The sequence below is a fragment of the Bacteroidales bacterium genome, from assembly GCA_013141385.1.
Lineage (GTDB): Bacteria > Bacteroidota > Bacteroidia > Bacteroidales > Tenuifilaceae > UBA8529.
On record JABFRB010000020.1, the window covers coordinates 95,664 to 117,618 of the forward strand.

Sequence of the window (21,955 nt, forward strand, 5' to 3'; positions counted from 1 at the left end):
TTGTTCAATAGTTCGGAAAAACGGTTTTCTCCTTTATTCTTTTCAATGATTAATGGACATGTAAGCAGTGGATTAAAATGGACAAAGCCCTATATTTTGCTGATAATGTTTGCAGGAATAAAAAATCCGAGGTTCCTGCCTCGGATTAAAAAGGACATTTCTTATTTCCCTTGTAGTTTTTCTAGTTTCTGTCGCGTGATGGGGATTTCCTTAATTGCTAATGACTTTTGAAAATAAATTATTGCATTTGATTTATCACCCACAGCAACATAGTAATCACCTAAGGAATCATAAACATTATAGCTTTCAGGGTAATTTTCAACATTAAGTTTAAAAAAATATTCTGCCTGAGAATAGCTTTTCCTATTCAAAGAGCTGTAACCAAAATTATTTATCTGTCCTTCGGGAGGTTTAACACTATATCCCATTTTCTGGGATATCTCCTTATAATGCTTTTCAATTTTTACTGGAAATGCAATGGTCGTATCCATAAAGTCACTATAGGTTATGTTGAAGTTGTAAAAGCTAAATATGAAATGAAGGGCATCATATTCAGTAATTAAAGGAACAGAACCATGATTATCGTCGCTATAGTATTTGAATTGAAAGTTTAACTCGTTTTGCCTATTCTTTTTAGTATAGTTCGCTAATTCTAGGATTGAACGAATATGTGAAGTCATTTGAGTTGTGTCTTGTTTCACTTTTATAGTATCCATCCCATTAACCATAGTATTTGCAATACCTAGGTAGAAGTTAACATTATTATATTTCTTCTCAGCTAAGACTTTCTCTGCATCTTTTAAAAAACTTTGCTTTTTCCAGCTCATACTTGGATCAATAGCAATATATGAATTGAATAGATTAGTGTGATTGATTAAAGTATTGACTACAGCCAATCCACCATAGGAGTGCCCAATTAACATTCTGTATGGTTCAGTAGGATATGTTGAATCGATATAAGGAATTAACTCTTTTTCGATGAAGGAGATTAGTTTTTCGTTTCCTCCCGAATTAGGGACTCTATCATCGATAGTTGGTGTTAAATCTCTTGTTCGGTTAGTGTTGTTGATGCCCACAACAATCATCTCAGGACAAATTGTATTTCCGTTAACTGTACTTAATTGATGGGTCATTCCTACAACTGAATAAAAATGGGCACCTCCATCGAATAGGTACACAACAGGGTAGTGCTGTTTGGAGTAAAGATTGTTGTCCTGTTGATTGGGAACATAAACCCAAACTGCACGTTTCTCATTTAATATTTTTGAATTTAAAGTATCAATTGTGCCTATTTCAATCTTCTTATTAGATTGGGCATTCGACACAATAAAGAGTGCCATAAACATTGATACGAATAATAATTTTTTCATACTTTTTATAATTTTGGTTTAATGAAATGATATATAACTCTTTTATAACTTAATTTTTCTTTGATTTTATATATCAAAGTTAAACTATTTTTCATTGATAATCGAAGTGTGATTTGATTCCTTGGATATGCAAGGAGGTACATTTGCTTTATGGATGTAGATTCGGTTTGGAGTTCATAAAGAATGTATGGACTGCAAGTCCTGATTTAATAAGTTTTATTCCACCTTGTAACCATCCATTTTTTATGTTGATCTTGGGTGAGAAATGTCCAAGCAACAATGCGGCTTGTTTTATTTCCTTGACTCATTGGAATAGTCTTTATTTCTTCTGCTTTCACATCCGCTAGCCCTTTGTAAGCACTTCTTAGGTTCGATTGCTTTGAGACCAAGGTGGAAAACCATAAACAGGAAGCGGAGAATAGCTTGCTTTGATAAATCATATCGCCTACAAACTTCTCTTCCCCACCTTTGCACCACAGCTCATTGTTTTGTCCTCCAAAGTTTAGGATCGGTTTTGTGATTCTTTTACTTTTCAGATTTGTTAATTTACGCATTGTTCCTGCTTGGGCTTCGGCTAAAGAGTTATGAAATGGAGGGTTGCAAATAGTCAGATCAAAGAGTTCGTTTTTTTGAATAATTCCTTGGAAAATATCCTGTGGGTTATGTTGCAACCTCAATTCAACCTTCCCTTTTAGAAAGGAATTCAACTCAACTATTTTTTTTGCCGATTCAATAGCAATAGGATCGATATCCGCACCTATAAACGACCATCCATACTCTTTATTGCCAATAATTGGGTAAACGCAGTTAGCACCAACACCGATATCCAAACATTTTATATTATGCCCAGTAGGTATCTTTCCATCCTGAGATACTGAATTATTGCTAGCCAATAAATCTGCTATATGATGGATATAATCTGCTCGCCCCGGAATTGGCGGGCATAGATAGTTTTTAGGGATATCCCAATTATCAATATCATAATAATGCCTTAGTAACGCTTTGTTAAGCGTTTTCACCGCTTCGGGATTAAAAAAATCAATTGATTCGTCATTGTAATTATTCAGCTTCACAAATTGGTTAAGTTCCGGGTAGGTAGCTGTTAGAAGTTTGAAGTTATACCGCTCACGATGCCTATTTCGCGGGTGCAAGCTGGTTTTCTCTTTAGGATATTCTCGCTTTTTACTAAGCATTTTTGTGAAGATGTTTTTAGCTACATTATATGTTTACAGCTGCTTTTGTTACTCCGATGGTAAAAATACCTCAATGCTATAGACTTGCCAAATTTTATTTAAACAGGCAAAATCCGAAAAAATAGAAAATCCAAGGTGAAAGCCTCGGATTAACTGGGTTTAGTATTATTTTGTTTCTTTATAATATCCTAAATTCAATACTAGTTCCACTGCATGAAACTATCAATATTTAGGTTGAAAAACTCCTACAGTCTTTCATTATATTAAAAAAACATCATTGAAAACAATTCCAAAAAACGACCTAAATATTATAGCCTTTTAGAAAGAATAGGAATTGAAACTACCTTAATTATTCTTTCACTATCTTCAAATGCTTAATACTGTTGCAGTAGAACACTGAAGCAACATAGTTGCCCGATCTTAATGCTGACATATTAAATACTGCTTTACCATCATTAACGCTTGTTGTAAGAAACTCATTACCCAACATGTCATACAGTTTTACAGTACCATTGCAGCAATTATTGAGTTTAATAGTTACCAAGTTTGTTACGGGATTGGGGTATGCTGTAAGTTGATCGGCTTGAGTTAAATTGTTCACATCTGTTGTTTTTGCAGAGGCTGCTTTAGTTGCTAATACATTAACGGTCATTGTATAAAAAGCGGATTGGTGGTCTTTAATTTCACCATCTATCCCTCCATCATTTACCACTTGAAAAAGAAATGTTGATACAAAACCTGATGTATTGGTAGGTGGCACAAATGTCAGGCTCCCGTTAATAAAGTCTTGCATAGTAATAGTTCCCATTGTAAAGGGGGAGCCTTGATCTTTCATATACCAGTTATCGGCATTTTTAATATAAACAGCTGTTTGTAAATCGCCATCGGCATCGTAATACGGAAAGTCTGAAGTTTTGAATACATAAGGTTGGTTTGGAGGAATAGTAATCGAAATGTTATTTGAAGTTGGGGCATCTGGTTGGGGTATGAGGTTAATGGTAAATGATTGCACAAGGCTTGAATTGTGATTGAGTAAGTTATTTGCACCATTATCTTTTAAAACTGCAGAAATTTTTGCAGTGCCATTCATGTCCGCTTTTGTAGTAAAAGTTAGTACGCCATTATAGTCAATTGTTGGCTGGATGTCAAATAGGTCAGGGTTGTCGTTGCTTAGAAAAAATGTGCATGGCTGATAAATTCCAGGGTTTCCATCGTTGATATTAAGGGCAAATTCATTTTTGGTGAAGTTTCCAAAATCCTCATAAGTGGTAACAGTATTATTGGGCAATATAAATGAGGGCGAGAAATTTATTGTATTGAAATTTGCCGCATTCGCACCTGTTCCATTATCAATTTTTAATAATCTAGGATCATCTATATCGTCATAAATATATGCTTTAAGATCAAAAGGAGACAGATGGTACGTCCAGTAGTTATTTTTTGCCGGTATTACCATTGATGAATTATAGTGGAAATCATTTGTAACCCAGAAATGATATTGAAGCGCATCGTTTACAAAGTAATTTCTACCGATGCTATTTAGGCTTCCTCCACCGAAATCTATATGAGTATTAGGTGAGTCATAACCATTTGCAATGCGTACAGCATAATTTTCCGAATTTTCAATAACATTGTTTTCAACTTTAACGCTATTATCTTGAATTATATCTAAGTTAATGCCAAGTGGAAGGTGGGTAATTGTATTATTAGTAATAGTAATATTGTTGTTACTTCCATTAATTCCAATGCCTGCATGATTTGTTGAATTTGGATCCCAAGGTATACCTCCATGCGAACGGTACAAAATGTTATTGTCCATTTTAACGGAACTGAAATTATATACGCGTATACATTCGCCGTAATGTTGTTTACTTGCCCTTATTGTTGAATTTAGAATTGTTACATAACACCTATTTACGAGATTACCGGAAATATTAATCACATGATCGATGGTACCTGCGTTAGATATTAGCCCATTAATACTTGCAGTACTACAGGCAATATTTATACCTAAATCCATCAAATATGAATTCATGAATTTATTTATTTCAACATTCTCAATTTTTAATGTGCTGTTTTGTGCATTAATACACATACCCGGAAAATCAGGAACAAGATTGTATACGCCTTCTATTCTTATATTTTTTATCGACAAACTTACCTGGTAAGCTGAAAATGCACCTCTGGCGCTACCTGTGATTGCACCCAAATTATCCTTTGTTCCACCGAATACCTGAAGGTTCAGGAAAGCAATTTTTTCGCTACCTGTGCCGGTAATGGTAATAACGTATTCAATATCAGGTGTATTTGGTTTATCTTTCTGAGTATTGTATTGGATTATGCACTTATCATAGCTTGAACCGAAAATAGAAAGCGATTTGTTTTTAATAACTAGTTTCTCTGTATATACACCATCCTCAACGTATATTATAGAATTTGTGGGAGCGGCGTTAATAGCCGCCTGTATAGTTGCATATTGAGAAGGAACATATAGTGATGCGGCATCAGTAGCAATACTCAATATTAAAATAAACCAAGCATTAATTATTATTTTTTTCATATTTAAAAAATTAAATTTTCATGAGAATTGTATTACAAAACGCCAAGCACCCTCTGTTTGGCGGATATAACATTACATTATTTAAATACTCATTTTTGATTTTTTTTAATAAATCAAACAAATGTAGTAATATTTTATATTTTCAATGAGTTATTGGGTGTGCCTTGAATGGTAAACATAGTAAAGTTCTTTTAAGTGACTCAAAGAGCAAGTTTAGGGGATGAAAGTTTCTTTCGGATTCTTTGGGGGGTAATAATAGAGAGCAATAAGATAAATCTTTAATTGGCGTTAATTTCAGGCTGTAACCTGAAAAGATATAATCGACTGAGGCGAATAGTTTCAAGTTGAATGGAGTATTATGCAGGTATAACCTTCAAGAATGGAAAATCTGAGGGGGAGGATTGGAGTGAAAAATGAAAAGTAAAAAATGAAGAGTGAAACTGGCACCAAAATAGTTTTATATGAATCCGTATTTGTCGGCAATGAATATTAGTAGCATTGATAGTGTAAAGGAAACCAGTGGCGCAATCATCCACATCACAAAAAATCTTCGGACTTCGGTTTTTTTAAAAATGTGATTAGGACCTAGTTTTGCAACGCCAATACCTAGAATGGCAGCAACATTCACTTGTACCAGCGATGTTGGGATTCCTTTTGTTAACGATGCTAATAGCAGTAAGGTTGCGGATACAAAAGCTATAATTACTGCCTCAAATTTCCCGAATAGGACAATTTCTCTCCCTGTATTCTCTAGTATTTTTTGACCGAAAATTGAACTTCCAATTCCAAAACTTGGAGCAACAATTAGAATTGATAGAATTAGTAGCAAGATGAAGTTTTTGTCTAACGATATGTGTAACTCATTTGCTGTCATTGTTGTAATTGGACCAGCGGCATTGGCTACGTTGTTTGCTCCAATTGAGAAAGCAACGTAAAGGGACATGATTATTAGTAGAGTATTCCATACGGGTTTCATATTCTCACTCTGAGCTCGTTGCAGGGTAAGCCCCCTCCTTCGCATTGGTTTATAGATATACTTCCCTAGGAGTAGGCTTATTATGAATGATATTATTGGTAGGATAAACCATGTTGGGATTATTTGGAAGAATAGTTTATCGGAGTGAAGGTTGTGAAAGTATAACGCGATAGCAGCTATGGATAATACAGTGGATTGGCTTGTGGATTGGGGTATCCCGACTAGATTGGCAATAAGTAGCGATATTGCAACTGAGAAAAGTATGATTGACACTACTGGGACGGACATCAACTCTGGAGGCAATAGCTCTTTTCCCATTGTAACTGCCGTTCCTTTTCCTGCAATAATAGCTCCCAGAAAAACCATTATTCCGAATAGTCCAGGGATTAAACTTTTTTTAATAACCTTAGCGCCATAAGCAGCAGAGAAAGCGGGTCCAGTTCCGCTTCCACCCATTGTTACGGCTAAAAACATTGCAGCTAGAAATGGAATTAGTAGATGGCTAATTAAAGATGTATCCATGTTTGTTATCTCACCTAATATTTAATATCCTTAGTGATGTATTAATTTATTTATAAAGTATACTTATTGCTATTCTATAGATTTAGATATACTTTTTTAGTATTTCGAATCCGCTAAAGTAGCAAATAAGTTAAAAATGCAATGGCTTATGAGAGTATTTTAGGGGGAATTTTAGATTGTGGGCTTTAGGCTATTAGGGGTTGCGGGTTGGAAATTCGGCAAAAGTGTGCGAACTATATCGCAAAATGCGATGGTTTGGATGGGATGAATTGGAGTTGACAGTTGCAAATAGTAAGTTGCCGGTGTCCAGTGGAAAGGAGTTTTGGTGTTTTTGAAGGATATCGCAAAATGCGATACATTTGGTGGTGTTTGGGAAAGGTTTCAGATTAAGGGGGTAACTGTTTCTTTTAACGTTTTCTGATAAGTTGAACAATGGAGAATATAATACCAATTAATCCTGCAATAAGAAAGATTGTTGAGTATTTTCTTTCGAACATTACTTTAGTTGCAGCACCTGCAATAATAAAAAGCATTGAGGCGATTAAAGTATACAAGTAAATCGATCTATTATTCATATTAGCTTTTTGTGGTATTGCACATCCAATTACTTTTCTTGTTACACAAAAGTAAATATTTTTTATTGAACATTTAAGTGCTATTTAATTCTTTGAAAAGGCAAGAGGAAAATTAAAAATTAAGAATGAAAAGTGACAAGTGAAAAGAGGTTTTGCAGCTTTTGCTAAATATCGCAAAATGCGATGGGATTTGGTGGCGGTTTGGGTTACTATCGACCCTTCCAGTTCTAACGAATCTGGAAGGTCAACCAAGGTGGTTAACCTAGCAGAGTCCGAAGGTCCTGCTAGAGTTTAATAATCCTAAGCCAACTACAGCTTAAGCTAAGCATTAATCTGTTTACCCAAGCAAAGCCCGCAAGAATAGAAAATCCGAGGCGGGAGGCCTCGGATTTTCTGGGTTATTCTTTTGTTGAATTTGGTGCGGTTTGAAACCGCAATTTAACGATGGAGGAGATATGCTTCGCTAACCGAGTGTATTTTGTTAACTCGCTGAAAGCAATTTATGACGAGCAAGGTCAATTATTTTTTTTGTTTTTTTTGTTTTTTTTCATAGATGCAATAATTTTAACAACCTTATCAGTCTCTTTTTTAAAATAAATCTTAACGAATTTTGGAGAAATCAATTTTCGTATTGTAAAAAAATAGATTATTCCACAAATTAATAATATAATAGAGATTATTGTTGTTATCAGATTAATATCATTTGGGCAATGATTTAACCGATGCCTATTACAATAAAATAGTATTTCCAGTAATAAAAGAAGGCTAATAAGTACAATATGAAAATAGTATATAATTGGATAAAATTTTACACCTTTTTTCTCACCTTTACCTCTATAAGAATTCAAAAAAGTTTCCCAATGATAACTTTCAGGATGCTTTTTTTCTATATATACCTGATATAAGCAATAATTCTTGCATTACTATTTAATCTATTAGCAGTAAAATGTAGGTTAAACAATAATAATAAAATAATTAAGCAAGGAAACAACATAATATAACCTGTATTTGAAATATAATCTAAAAAGATACATGCCGCAGTAAAAATGATAAGAGGTCGTTCGAATACATATTTCTTATTATCATTTAACTCGTTTCTTAGTAATTCATATTCCTTTTCATACATTCTAGTGTCCTCCATTTATATTATATGTAATATAATAGGGATTTATATTATTTGGATAATACCAACTAATGTTCCCTCGATTTAAGACATTGCGGAATTACTCAGTAACTTTATCATCGTAAGTTATATTTTTATAAATATACAAAAAAAATGTATTCCCAAATATACCTTAATAGCTTAAACCTTAAAAAATTACAAGTATTCAGATAAGCCTTAAAGATGATTTGGTAAATCTTAGTGGCAGGAGGCTTAAACTAAGCGTTACTCTGTTTACCCAGATTAAGCCCGCAAGAATAGAAAATCCGAGGTGGGAGGACTTGGATTAACGGGGATAAATGGTACAGTTGGATAAATTTGAGTTTGCACTAATAACAACTTGTAATTCAATGTAGATGACTTAACGATTTTACCATTGACTCTTCCAGTTCTTACGAATCTGGAAGGTCAACCAAGGTGGTTAACCTAGCAGAGTCCGAAGGTCCTGCTAGAGTTTAAATAATCCTAAGCCAACTACAGTTTAAGCTAAACTTTACTCTGTTTACCCATGCAAAGCCCGCAAGAATAGAAAATCCGAGGTGGGAGGCCTCGGATTAATGGGGTTATTCTTTTATGGAGTTTGGTGCGGTCAGAGACCGCTGTTTAAAGACGACGTAGATACGCTTCGCTAATCTACGCCGAGCGGGGGATTTGATCGCGGTTGAGAGTGGCAAGGGTAAGTGGTAAGTGGTAAGTGGCAAGCGACAAGTGGCAAGTGGCAATGGTTTTTGGTGTTTTGGTAAGATATCGCAAAATGCGATGGGAGGTGGTGGTTGAGAGTGGTAAGTGGCAAGTGGTAAGTGACAAGTGACAAGTGGCAAGTGGAAAGTGAAAAGTGAAAAGGGACAAGGGTTTTTGGTGTTTTGGTAAGATATCGAAAAATGCGATGGGATTTGGTGGCGGTTTGGGTTATTGTTGACTCTTCCAGCTCTTACGAATCTTCTGGCACGGAGAAACCCCCTGCACCATTGAAACAAGGGGGTGAAACAGATTTTCGTATACTCTATCAATTCTATTTTTAACCAATTCACCAGAAGACAATCCTAATTAAAGCACTCTATTAGCCCTCCTTTTAGGAGGGTTGGGAGGTTTTATAGTATTAACTGTTAAAGCCCCTTAATTTAAGTGGTTTGGGGTTGATTGTAAGGTGGAGGGTATAAGTAATCCTAAGCCAACTATAGTTTAAGCGAGTTACTCCTTTTACCCAGGCAAAGTTTGCAAGTATAGAAAATCCGAGGTGGGAGGCCTCGGATTAATGGGGGTAAATATCTCTCTTATCGATTTCTGATAAGTTGAATAATGGAGAATATAATACCAATTAACCCTGCAATTAGAAAAATAGTTGAGTATTTTCTTTCGTACATTACTTTAGTTGCAGCACCTGCAATAATAAAAAGTATTGAGGCGATTAAAGTATACATGTAAACCGATCTATTTTTCATATTAGCTGTTTGTGGTATTGCACATCCAATTACTTTTCTTGTTAAACAAAAGTAAATATTTTTTATTGAACATTTAAGTGCTATTTAATTCTTTGAAAAGGTAAGAGGAAATAAAAAATTAAGAATGAAAAATGATAAAAGATTTTTTGGTGCTTTTGCGGAATATCGAAAAATGCGATGGGATTTGGTGGCGGTTTGGGTTACAATTGACTCTTCCAGTTCTTACGAATCTGAAAGGTCAACCAAGCCGATTAACCTAGCAGAGTCCGAAGGTCCTGCAAGAGTTTAATAATCCTAAGCCAACTACAGTTTAAGCTAAACTTTACTCTGTTTACCCATGCAAAGCCCGCAAGTATAGAAAATCCGAGGTGGGAGGCCTCGGATTAATGGGGGTAAATATCTCTCTTATCGATTTCTGATAAGTTGAATAATGGAGAATATAATACCAATTAACCCTGCAATTAAAAAAATAGTTGAGTATTTTCTTTCGTACATTACTTTAGTTGCAGCACCTGCAATAATAAAAAGTATTGAGGCGATTAAAGTATACATGTAAACCGATCTATTTTTCATATTAGCTGTTTGTGGTATTGCACATCCAATTACTTTTCTTGTTAAACAAAAGTAAATATTTTTTATTGAACATTTAAGTGCTATTTGATTCTTTGAAAAGGCAAGAGGAGAATTAAAAATTAAGAATGAAAAGTGACAAGTGAAAAGAGGTTTTGGTGCTTTTACAGAATATCGCAAAATGCGATGGGATTTGGTGGCGGTTTGGGTTATTATTGACTCTTCCAGTTCTTCCGAATTTGGAAGGTCAACCAAGCCGATTAACCTAGCAGAGTCCGAAGGTCCTGCTAGAGTTTAATAATCTTAAGCCAACTACAGCTTAAGCTAAGCGTTACCCTGTTTACCTAAGCGAAGCCCGCAAGAATAGAAAATCCGAGGTGTGAGGGGCGCCGTGATTTATTTTAATTTTAATATTATTTTTAATTCATTCTCTATGTAAGCGTTAAAACGCTTAATATATTCAGCATTTTCAACTAATGAAACTCCTGCTCTACTTTTTGCTATCAAACTATTTGATATAACACTTTTATCAAAAACATTATTATCCTCCTCATAACCTGCTACAAGAATTCCTATTAGTTCAGGTTTTTCTTGAAGTGAGAAAACGGGACTTCCACTATTACCAAAAGTCGCATTTGATTCAATTAACGTAATGTGATTTAAATCTTTGTTTTTCATATTTTTGTATGGAATCCAAGCAATATATCCTGGCTTATACGTTGAAATACAATAATTTCTAATTGAAGATTGTATGTGATCAGGGTATCCACAAATCCACACTAAATCTCCTAGGTGCGAGGAGGTCATAGAATTAATCGGGAAAATTCTAAATTTTTTTTTAAATAGTTTTTTTGAGTATTCATAATACAAATTACCGGAGGATAAAATAATAGCACCTAAATCAATTTTTGAATCTGGGTATACAAATGTATTTGGAGATTTATTAAAATTAATAATTGGCACAGGTATTCCAAAATAGTCTAATGTACTAATGGTATCAGCATAAGAAGGTCGAATATAAATTTCTTTACTTCCTTTATTTTTAAAATAATCTATAATATGTCTAGCCGTTATAATATTACTTAAGATAATTGTATCAACATGCAAATAAGTCAATAAACCACTTCCTATGGGATTAAACTTAGTCATAAGTTTCTTTTTTCCATTAACCAATACTGTATCAGATTTTTCTTCTCCAATAGCAACAACAAATTCACGAATATCCTTTAAAAACAATTCTCTAACTAAAGTTTCTTGGGATCTTACTTCTAACGAAACTAAAGTGTAAATTACAATAAAGGAAAAAATTTTTCTTTTCATATATAGTTACTTATCTTATCTTCAATCATGTTGCATAACTCTTTTATAACCCAATCTTTATTTGGATTATAATACCTAGTATGGAATGATAATCCAAACTCTGTTTTGTATTTATACACCAAAGTTAAAACTATTTCTTTTTAATTATCAGGATGTGATACTTAATTTTCTTTTGAAATAATTGTACTTCCAATTAAGTGAAACCTATCTTTGTTTTAGGTTCATTAAGGTATAGAATTTACCCCCAGAATTTCCTTACCTTTGAAAAACCAAGTGAAAAGCGAATAACGATTAACAGCTCACGAATAACGAATGAATAAACTCAGGGTATGTCGAATTTGATAGTATATAAGGCTTCCGCAGGATCGGGAAAGACTTTCCGGCTGGCGGCGGAGTATATTAAGCTGGTTATTCACGATCCGCAATCGTACAAACGGATTCTTGCGGTTACCTTTACCAATAAGGCTACCGCCGAGATGAAGGGGAGAATTCTTGAGGAGCTTAAAGGTATTGCCGATGGCAAAAAGAGCCCAATGTTCGCACTTATCTGCGAGGAGACCCGCATAAACCCTGATACCGTTACAGCCAGAGCGTCAAAGGCGCTATCCAATATACTGCACGATTACTCACGTTTCTCGGTAAGCACCATCGATAGTTTTGTGCAGCGGATTATTCAGGCTTTGCTATGGGAGATTGGGCAGCAGGGTGGTGGCGATATCCGTTTGGATTTTAAGCCTGTTCTGGAGCGTGCAGCGGATATTATGCTTGATGAGTCGGTGGATAACCCTGCGCTGTTCCAGTGGTTACAATCGATGGGCGAATCGCAGCTGGAGGCGGGGAAGAGCTGGGATATCCGTAGCGGTTTGGTTAACCTTGGGCGGGAGTTGTTCTCCGAGAGTTTCAGGCTATTGAGCCACGATGAGATTATTGCAATTACCGATAAGGAGAAGGTTAACGCCCTGAAAAAGGAGCTGAATGGGTTAATTGGTAGTATTTCGGGTAGCGTAATTGGGCTAGGAAAGGATACACTAAAAGTTATAGGTGAGTTTGGGTTTAGTGAGAAGGATTTTGCTTATGGAAGCAGTGGCGTTTACGGCTTTTTTGAGAAGTGCGCCGATTTGGATTTTGGCGAACTGCTCCCAAAGCTGGATGGTGCTCGTGTGCAGAAGGCGTTGGATAGCCCATCGGGTGAGGATTGGGTAACGGCCGCGGATAGGAAGAATGCTGGGAAGTTTGCCCAGATATCGGGTTTAATCAGCGGGAAGTTGCACCCAGCTCTAGCCAAACTTTATAATACCATTGGGGAGAATGAACCCCAGTACAACTCGGCAAGGCTGGTGCTAAAGAATCTGGATTCGCTGGCAATCCTAAGCGATTTGTGGCAAACCATCAGGAAGCTATCAACCGAGGAGGGTTTTATGCTGCTGGCGGATAGCGGCCCGCTGCTGAGGGAGTTTGTGAAGGAGACGGATGCTCCCTTCGTTTACGAGAAGGTTGGAACCCGTTTCGATAGCTTTATGATTGATGAGTTTCAGGATACATCGGTTATTCAATGGCAAAACTTTAAGCCGCTTATAGAGAATAGCCTTGCTCAGGGCAGCTTTAGCATGGTTGTGGGTGATGTGAAACAGGCCATTTACCGTTGGCGTAATGGCGATTGGAGGATACTGTCATCGGGACTTGAGGTTGATTTTGCATCGCTGGGAATTACCCATAAACCGCTGGATGTAAACCGAAGGAGTTTGCCCGCAGTTATCGATTTTAATAATCTTTTCTTTACCAGCGCATCGATAGTTTTAAAGGCCTTAACCGAGGAGATGGTTGTTGGCACTAATCTAGAACCTGATTTCGGGAAGGAATTTTCGCTTGCATACGATAATGTTATTCAAAAGAAATCGAAGAAGGATGAGGGCGAGGGTTACGTTGAGGTTAACTTTTTGCCCAATGAGGATAAGTCGTTCAACGAGAATCTAAAGAATTATCTACCCGATTTAATCTCGGATATTCAGAAGAGAGGCTATAAAGCGGGAGATATCGCAATTCTGGTACGCTCCAATAAGGATGGGCAGGATTTGGCAAATATTCTACTATCGCATAAACAGACAAACCCCGAAACGTTTGGTTCATTTGATGTTGTTAGCCAGGAGGGGTTGCTGCTTGTGTCATCGCCAGCAATAAGGCTGTGCATTGCGGCTATCCGGGCAACCTATCAACCGAAGGATAGCATCACAAAGGCGTGTCTGGCAGCGGGTCTGAGAACCATTAATGGCAATAGCGCAGTTTCGTGGCATCAGCTCTTTACCGGGGAGGCTTTAGATATTGAGGTTGAATGGCTAAAAGGGTTTAGAACTCGGCCTGTGCAGGAAGTTTTTGAGGCAATCATAAAACGATATGGGCTGCTGAATAGTAAGAAGGAGCTGGCCTATATATCGGAGCTGCACGAGCAGATTCTTAACCTATCGCGTAAAGGGCCTAATGATATTGGTCGATTCCTAGAATGGTGGGATGAGGATGGCATTAAGCTTGCGCTAACCATGCCCGATTCCGAGAATGCGGTAACCATAACTACAATACATAAATCTAAAGGGTTACAGTTCCCGGTTGTTATAATTCCGCATGGGGATTGGCAGTTTAACCCACCCGGAATGAAGCCATTGCTTTGGGTTGAATCCTCTCAAAAACCATTCGATATTCTTCCTAAATACCCAATAAATTCGGGAAAGGATTCCAAGAGCAGCTACTTTGCAAAATCAGCCATTGAGGATGATATGCAGGTGCTGGTGGATAATATCAACCTGCTTTACGTTGCTTTTACCCGTGCCGAGAATGAGCTGTACGTTTTTTGTCCACAAAAAAAGGAGGATAGCAAGATTTTAAGTACTTCTCCATTGATGAGGAGTGTTCTGTCGGCTATTGATTCATCGGAATTTGTTGTTGATGCCGATAGATATGGTGATTCAGCCATCAGCTATAGTAGGGGTAAGCGTGATATCTACAAAAATCAGAAAACGAAAGGGGGCAACCCAATATGGATTCTTGAGAATTACCCGGCTGGCGAAACAAAGGCGAATGTGAAGCAGAGGCTTGAATCAACCGATTTCTTCTCGGAATCGACGGCAAGCTATATCCAATCAATAAATTATGGTAAGCTGATGCATACGCTCTTCTCAAGGATTGCCTACTCATCGGATATCGACAATGCCCTTAATTCTATGCAATTGGAGGGGTTGATAAATTTGGAACAGAAGGAACTACTGAAAGGAAAAATGGAACAGCTGCTTGTTCAGGAGCCCTATTCAAACTGGTTTTCGGATGAGTGGCAGATAAAAAACGAAGCATCGGTGATAACGCCCGAAGGCTCTACCTATCGCCCCGATAGAGTTATGATAAAAGCGAATGAGGTTGTTATTGTTGATTATAAGTTTGGGGCGGAGTCGGAATCGTACCATAAGCAGATTCGAAGGTATTCAAGCCTAATTCAAAAAATGGGTTACGAACGGGTTGATGGGTATTTGTGGTATGTGGATTCGGAGAGGTTGGTGGAAGTTAAAAGTTAAAAAAGAAAAGTTAAAAGAGAAAAGATGGAAGTCGGAAGACGGAAGAGGGGAGATGCTTAATAATTTGAAAATTGAGGGATTTGAAGATTTGAGAATTTGAAAATAAGACAATGGGACAATTTGAAAATAAGACAATTTGAAAACTGCACTATCTCTATGGAGAACTGGGCGCTAATGTTTTTTCACTTTCCACTTTTCACTTTTCACTTCTCACTTCTCACTTTTTCCCTATCTTGCGAAAAAATAAAACTAAAACCTACGGAGATGAAAAAATATTTAATAATTCTTTTGCTACCATTGGCAATAGCATGTAAACAAGAGCCTAAGGAGGCTATTATTTCGGGTACATTACAGAATTACAGGGACACGGTTGTGTATTTGAGTTCGAAGGGTATTACCGAAACTGTTAAATTGAATGCCGATAAAACATTTGAGTATAAAACTACTATCGATAAGCCTGTTCTGTATACCATAAAAACTGGAAGGAAGACTAATTTTGAGCTATATCTTAACCCTGGAGATAAAACTCAGGTAACTATCGATTTTGAGAATTTAAAGGAGGGTCCAAAGTTCTCGGGTGTTTTGGAAAGCGTGAATAAAATCCTTCAGGAGAAAGAGGTTGTTGTTGATAAATATATTACAAACTATCAGGAGACTTTTACTCTAAAAAAAGATGAGTTTAACAAGAAGATGGACTCGTTAAAGAATGCTCTTGTTGAGAAAGTACAAACAATCTCCAACAGTAAAATTGCTGAACTCGAAACCGAAAGGGCCGATTATCTAGTTAAATCATTAGAGGCAAATTACCCCGAATATCACGCTTACTACAGTAATATTGAGTTTAAACCCGATAGTGCTGATTATTCCTTCCTTGAAGGATTTAATTTGAATAATGCTTACCATTTGATGTATAAAGAGTATTTGGAAGTTTTGAATGCTACTATAATTAATAAATTCAAGAAGGAGATAGGGAATAATAATTTAGAATCGATGCCAGCAACTGAAAGACTACCAAAACTATTTGCCTTTATTGATAAAAGTGCTACCAATTCTGAAGTTCGTGATTATTTGAAGCAGGTTAATTTCATGGACGATCTTTCTTATGGCGAATTCTGGAAACTAACCGATTTGGTGGATAGGTATAAGGCCGAATGTCAAACTGTAGGTTACAAGAATATCATTGAAAAGCTTTATGACCAGAAGATGAATTTAGCACCCGGAAAAACTGCTCCGCTATTTAAGTATAAAGATATTAATGGTAAAGAATACGCACTTGAAGATCTAAAAGGGAAGCTTGTATACATCGATTTTTGGGCAACATGGTGTGGCCCATGTCGTCATGAGCTACCTTACCTCGAAGAGGTAGAAAAGGCCTACTTGGGAAAGAAAATTACATTCATCAGCATGTCAGTGGATGATGATATGTTTGCTTGGGATAAAATGGTGAAAGATAAGAAGATGATGGGTCTCCAGTTACATGCCGATGGCGCATTTAACTCAACAGTAGCAAAAGATTATCAGATTAAAGGAATTCCAACATTTGTTCTTATCGATCAGAATGGTATTATTATCTCTCCAAGCGCGCCAAGACCATCATCTGGTGCTGATTTGATTAATCTACTGGATGAGAATCTGGTGAAGATAAAATAGAGAAATTAACAAATTATTGAACAATCGGGCTAGCCATCGGCTGGCCTTATTTGTTATGTATTAAAATTACACGTTAAAGTCATTTTACCTTAGATTGGAATATAGATATATTATATCTATCAATTTTTTTCATTTTTCGTTTGATACCTAATACTAATATTATTTACTTTACAATACACAAACAAAATTTAAAAAATGGTCTATCCCTGGGGCGATAAGCGGCGGTTTAATAGCTATGCCGGTTATTTTAAACGAACATTTGGTGGCAGAGTCCAAAAACTTACCATCAATGCTGGATTTACCTGTCCAAATCGCGATGGAACTGTTTCAACTGGAGGTTGTACATATTGCAAAAACGATGCTTTTAACCCAAGTTACTGCGATCCCCAAAAATCAATTACCCAGCAATTAAATGAGGGAATTGAATTCCATGCACTTCGTTATAAAAGAGCAAAAAACTACCTTGCTTACTTTCAGGCATATTCAAATACACATGCACCAGTTGAAAGGATGAAAGAACTGTATTCCGAAGCCCTCTCACACCCCGGTGTAATTGGTTTGGTTATTGGTACACGCCCTGATTGTGTTGATTTTGAGAAATTGGATTATCTCGAAGAGTTATCGAAGAACTACTATATATCTGTGGAATATGGTGTAGAATCATGCTTTAACCGTACTCTCGAATCCATAAACCGTGGACATTCATTTGAACAATCGGTTTGGGCTATTGAAGAAACTGCCCGAAGAGGAATTAATACTGGCGCTCATATTATATTTGGCTTACCCGGAGAATCCCGAGAGGAAATGTTATCGCAGGCTGCGATACTTTCAGATTTGCCACTTACATCAATAAAATTTCATCAGCTTCAGATATTCAGTGGGACAGAAATGGAGATACAGTATAATGAGACTCCTGGGAAATTCTCTCTTTTTGCGATGAATGACTACCTTAACTTTGTTGTTGATTTCTTAGAGAGACTCAATCCTAATTTTGTGATTGAGAGGTTTACTAGCGAAGCTCCTCCCTGGCATTTGGTAGCACCCAACTGGGGTCTTCTCCGAACCGATCAACTCCTTACAAAAATTGAAAAAATACTGGAGGAACGAAACACCTGGCAGGGACGTTTTTTAGAAATGAATGTTTGGTAGCTAACTCAAGTTGCTGGATGCTAGTTGCTGATATCTATCTATTTTATATTCGGATTGACATATTTCATCTCTTAAAGTTAAATGCAAAAAGAATCAAATACAGTAACTCACTAAACTAGTGACTTGCAACCAGTAACTAGCAACTAAGGTTAATTATTAAAATTGCATAGAATAAGATCTATCAAAGAATTTGCTCCTTTTCTCATAATATCCGATTTTGACATACCGTGAATTTTGCAGATATTGCATGTCAATTTAAATCTTTTTTTATCTTCTTAAATCAAAACCGAGTATTCTGTACGAGTTCAGCGAAGCTAATTCATTAACCGAACAGAGTGAGTTCAGTGAAGCTAATCCTTGTTCTGAAATCTTATTTTTCAATAACAAACAACTCCCATGCCTCCTTTTCTAAAACTTGTTGCCGACGATTTATACAACGAATTTGGGAATGATATCTCCAAATTAAACCTTGTTTTCCCGAGTAAAAGAGCATCGCTTTTTTTCAATAAATACCTTTCGGAGAACTTGAAAGTCCCAATCTGGCAACCCTCTACAATTACCATATCTGAATTAATGTATAAGATATCGGGATTAAGGCAAACCGATCCGTTATCGTTAATTGTCAAACTATACAACATCTACCAAAAGCAATTACATACCGAGGAGACATTCGATAATTTCTATTTCTGGGGAGAGGTTATGCTTGTTGATTTCGATCAGGTAGATAAATATCGTGTTGATGCCTCTAAATTATTCACAAATATCCTTGATATTAAGGAGATTGATGAGCGTTTTGGGGGCTTCACACCCGAGCAGATTGAGGTATTGAAAAGTTACTTAGGGGTGATGACCGATTCCAATAACTCCATTATCCGCGATAGATACCTATCGATATGGAAGGTTTTAGGCTCAATTTACAGAGAATTTCGCTCGGCAATAATATCAGAAGGGATTTGCTATGATGGTTTAGCATACAGCCTCGCAGCGGCTAAATTAGATGATAGTACTAATGCTCCCTTAGAGGGAACCTACGCTTTTATTGGATTCAATGCCCTTAACGAGTGCGAAAGGGCACTTTTTAAGCATCTAAAAAAGACCAATAACGCCCTATTTTACTGGGATTACGATGTATCATACATCCAATCCGATGTTCACGAAGCCGCTCTCTTTTTACGTGATAACCTGAATGAGTTCAGGAATAAGTTGGACCCTGAGCATTTCAATAATTTCAACAAGAATTCAAAGATTTACCTTATTGCAACCCCATCGGGCGTTACACAGGCAAAGCTATTACCCCAAATAATTAGCAATTTGAAGGGTGAAACGTCTGTGCTTGGTATCAACACAGCAATTGTACTTCCCGAGGAACATCTTCTACTCCCTGTTCTATCTGCTTTACCCGAGGACATTGGCGAGCTGAATATCACAATGGGTTACCCTTTAAAGGAGACAGCAGCGTATAACCTAGCGGAGTTTCTTATCAAATTACATATCAATTCAAGGACAGATGATGATGGAAGAGTGCGTTTCTACCATCGTGATGTTCTTTCGGTTTTAAACCACCCATATCTGCAAATAATTGATTCAGAAAGATGTAATTCAATTATCAATAGGATAAAGGCAGAGAATATCATTTTCGTGGATGTCAAAGATTTAATGAGTTTTCCAGTAGCAGAGGCTTTGTTTGTTGGACAAACATCGGGGAATCAAATGGCTGCATACATGGTTGAGGTATGCAGGCTGGTGGCTGGGCATATCAAAAAAAGTATTGATGCAGAGAATTTTAATGCCCGAATCGAACTCGAATACCTTTTCTCGCTTTTTACAAATCTTAACCGTTTGGTCGATGTCATTAACCAGAATAGCATAGATATTAGCTTAAAGATTTTCCGTCAGCTATTCCGAAAAGCATTTGCTCAGACCAGAGTCTCCTTTAGCGGCGAACCACTTTCGGGTATCCAAATAATGGGCTTTCTCGAAACCCGAACATTGGATTTTGAGAATGTAATTATGCTTTCGGTAAACGATGATGTGCTACCCGGTAATCACCATCGACCGTCGTTTATAACCCCATCGCTTAGATTTGCTTACGGTTTGCCCGATTATACCCATCAGAATGCCATTTATGGTTACTACTTCTACAGGCTTCTTCAACGCTCAAGGCAGGTTTACCTTGTGTATCGTAATCGTGCAGAGGGATTGATGTCGGGCGAGTTAAGCCGATTTGCCCTTCAGCTCCTTATGGAGAGCGGAAAGACGATTGAAAGGGTTGATGTTAAGTTCGATCTAGGCATCACCACACAAAACGAAATTCTTATTGAGAAAACCGAATCAGTCATTAAAAAATTGGATAGATATTTAAGCGATGACGAGGGCAAAAAATACTTTTCGCCTAGCGCTTTTACATCATATCTCAGCTGCCCGCTTCGGTTCTACTACCGTTACATTGCCGATATCCGAGAAGCCGATGAAGTAGCCGAAGAGGTTGATCTCCCTGGATTTGGAAAGATACTCCATGCGGCAATGGATTTAATCTATAAGAGTATTGGCAAGGATACAATTGAAAAAGCCGATTTAGAATTGATAGTTAATAACCCCCAAGGGCTTGACCTGCTTATTGAGAAAGCATTTGCCAAGGAGTACCTCAAAACCGATAAGGAGGATATTAAAACGCTACTTACAGGTCGAAATCTTCTTATCCTTGAGCAGATTAAGTACTCAATTGTTAAGATGCTAAAAACGGATATCAAGCGAACCCCATTCAAAATTCTTAAGATGGAGGAGGAGGTAAGGGCAAATCTTCAGTTTAAGAGTAATGGAAAAGATTATCAACTCAGAATTGGCGGTATTGTTGATAGGCTTGATACGGATGGAAATACCGTAAAGGTTGTTGATTACAAAACTGGTAAATCCGACGGAAAAGGTGAATTTACTTCCGTAGATGATTTTTTTGATGCAAAGAAAAGCGATAAAACCAAGGAGGTGTTTCAGATATTCACATACTGCTACGCGCTAAAGCAGCAGGAGGGTTATGCCGATATTAAGCCCGATCTTTGGTTTATTAGGAATGTATCGCCCAATTATGTGCCGGGTGTAATTTACAAGGAATCTGTTAAGTCTAAAATCGAAGTAAAATCGTTTAACCAGTTTGAACCCTTCTTTGTAGATAAACTGAAAAATCTAGTTGCTGATATTTTCGATACTACCAAACCGTTTAGCCAAATTACCGACCTTGATGTTTGTAAGAAATGTCCGTATGGGGGGATTTGTGGGAGGAGTTAGAAGACCGAAGATGGAAGTCCGAAGTCCGAAGTCCGAAGACGGAAGTTGGAAGTGGGAAGACCGAAGTTGGAGGTCGGAAGTTTAAAGACAGAGATAAGGAGTTTAAAGTGGTAAAGGGTTAATTAATGATAGAAATAGGTTATAATTAAATAAGCGATTGTTATGGAATTCAAATTTGAAAAACTTGTTATTTGGCAAAAAGCAATGGAAATGGGTGAGAGTGTGAATATCTTATCTCATAAGTTTCCTAAGAGTGAGGTGTATAACCTTTCCTCTCATCCGAAGAACTGTCGATTCAATAGCATTAAATATCTTAGAAGGTTCAATTGGTCAATCTAACCCAGAATTCAAGAAATTTATTGGATATTCTATTCGTTCACTAGCCGAAGTTGTTACATGTTTGCATAAAACCAGAAGGCGAGAGTATATTACCGAAGAAGAATTTACCTACCAGTACGAGTTTGCATTCAATCTAATGAACATGATGGTTGCCTTCAGGAATAAAATAAAATGAATTAGAATGATCTGAGTTTTATGTGATTTTTAACACGGAGGTGTTATGTTGTCTCCCGACTTCGGACTCCCATCTTCCGTCTCCAGACTTCGGACTTCGGACTCCCCACTTCC

General features: G+C 36.9%; 15 protein-coding genes and 1 pseudogene. 8 read left to right on the plus strand and 8 right to left on the minus strand.

Features of this window, described 5'->3' with window-relative positions; translation table 11 throughout:
* Positions 1–161: 161 nt before the first annotated feature.
* From HOO91_12870 to HOO91_12890, 5 genes are all read right to left on the minus strand, one after another.
* Positions 162–1,370, minus strand: coding sequence for an alpha/beta hydrolase (locus HOO91_12870; GenBank protein NOU18442.1), 1,209 nt, complete (start codon positions 1,368–1,370; stop codon positions 162–164).
* A 206-nt stretch (positions 1,371–1,576) separates the two neighbouring features.
* Entirely contained in the window at positions 1,577–2,563 is a 987-nt protein-coding gene (rlmF, locus tag HOO91_12875; GenBank protein ID NOU18443.1) for a 23S rRNA (adenine(1618)-N(6))-methyltransferase RlmF, read from the minus strand.
* A 349-nt stretch (positions 2,564–2,912) separates the two neighbouring features.
* Positions 2,913–5,123, minus strand: a complete 2,211-nt coding sequence (locus tag HOO91_12880; protein ID NOU18444.1) for a T9SS type A sorting domain-containing protein — start codon at positions 5,121–5,123, stop codon at positions 2,913–2,915.
* Positions 5,124–5,580: 457 nt separating this feature from the next.
* The gene (locus HOO91_12885) at positions 5,581–6,573 is read right to left on the minus strand and encodes an inorganic phosphate transporter (protein ID NOU18445.1); all 993 of its coding nucleotides are present in this window, start codon (positions 6,571–6,573) and stop codon (positions 5,581–5,583) included.
* Positions 6,574–7,028: 455 nt separating this feature from the next.
* Complete coding sequence (locus HOO91_12890; GenBank protein NOU18446.1) at positions 7,029–7,196, minus strand: hypothetical protein; 168 nt, start codon at positions 7,194–7,196, stop codon at positions 7,029–7,031.
* Between the two features lie 139 nt (positions 7,197–7,335).
* On the opposite strand from HOO91_12890, the gene HOO91_12895 reads away from it, so the two are divergent.
* Entirely contained in the window at positions 7,336–7,491 is a 156-nt protein-coding gene (locus tag HOO91_12895; protein ID NOU18447.1) for a hypothetical protein, read from the plus strand.
* A gap of 2,141 nt (positions 7,492–9,632) precedes the next feature.
* On the opposite strand, the gene HOO91_12900 is transcribed toward HOO91_12895, so the two are convergent.
* The gene (locus HOO91_12900) at positions 9,633–9,800 is read right to left on the minus strand and encodes a hypothetical protein (protein ID NOU18448.1); all 168 of its coding nucleotides are present in this window, start codon (positions 9,798–9,800) and stop codon (positions 9,633–9,635) included.
* A gap of 124 nt (positions 9,801–9,924) precedes the next feature.
* Between HOO91_12900 and HOO91_12905 the strand changes: the two genes are divergently transcribed.
* Positions 9,925–10,089, plus strand: a complete 165-nt coding sequence (locus tag HOO91_12905; GenBank protein NOU18449.1) for a hypothetical protein — start codon at positions 9,925–9,927, stop codon at positions 10,087–10,089.
* Positions 10,090–10,205: 116 nt separating this feature from the next.
* On the opposite strand, the gene HOO91_12910 is transcribed toward HOO91_12905, so the two are convergent.
* Positions 10,206–10,373: a hypothetical protein gene (locus tag HOO91_12910; protein ID NOU18450.1), complete on the minus strand. Its 168-nt coding sequence runs from the start codon at positions 10,371–10,373 to the stop codon at positions 10,206–10,208.
* Between the two features lie 139 nt (positions 10,374–10,512).
* Here HOO91_12910 and HOO91_12915 point away from each other — a divergent pair, with 139 nt between their 5' ends.
* Complete coding sequence (locus HOO91_12915; protein ID NOU18451.1) at positions 10,513–10,668, plus strand: hypothetical protein; 156 nt, start codon at positions 10,513–10,515, stop codon at positions 10,666–10,668.
* 98 nt (positions 10,669–10,766) lie between these two features.
* Here HOO91_12915 and HOO91_12920 read toward each other — a convergent pair whose 3' ends face one another.
* A complete protein-coding gene (locus HOO91_12920) occupies positions 10,767–11,690 on the minus strand; it encodes a hypothetical protein (protein NOU18452.1) in 924 nt (307 codons plus the stop codon).
* 329 nt (positions 11,691–12,019) lie between these two features.
* On the opposite strand from HOO91_12920, the gene HOO91_12925 reads away from it, so the two are divergent.
* From HOO91_12925 to HOO91_12945, 5 genes and pseudogenes are all read left to right on the plus strand, one after another.
* Positions 12,020–15,247 (plus strand): UvrD-helicase domain-containing protein, encoded by a 3,228-nt coding sequence (locus HOO91_12925; GenBank protein ID NOU18453.1) that lies wholly within the window; start codon positions 12,020–12,022, stop codon positions 15,245–15,247.
* A gap of 264 nt (positions 15,248–15,511) precedes the next feature.
* A complete protein-coding gene (locus HOO91_12930) occupies positions 15,512–16,897 on the plus strand; it encodes a TlpA family protein disulfide reductase (protein ID NOU18454.1) in 1,386 nt (461 codons plus the stop codon).
* A gap of 195 nt (positions 16,898–17,092) precedes the next feature.
* Positions 17,093–18,046: a TIGR01212 family radical SAM protein gene (locus tag HOO91_12935; GenBank protein ID NOU18455.1), complete on the plus strand. Its 954-nt coding sequence runs from the start codon at positions 17,093–17,095 to the stop codon at positions 18,044–18,046.
* A gap of 396 nt (positions 18,047–18,442) precedes the next feature.
* A complete protein-coding gene (locus HOO91_12940; GenBank protein ID NOU18456.1) occupies positions 18,443–21,328 on the plus strand; it encodes a hypothetical protein in 2,886 nt (961 codons plus the stop codon).
* Positions 21,329–21,490: 162 nt separating this feature from the next.
* A pseudogene (locus tag HOO91_12945) lies at positions 21,491–21,842 on the plus strand (four helix bundle protein).
* The last annotated feature ends 113 nt before the right edge of the window (positions 21,843–21,955 follow it).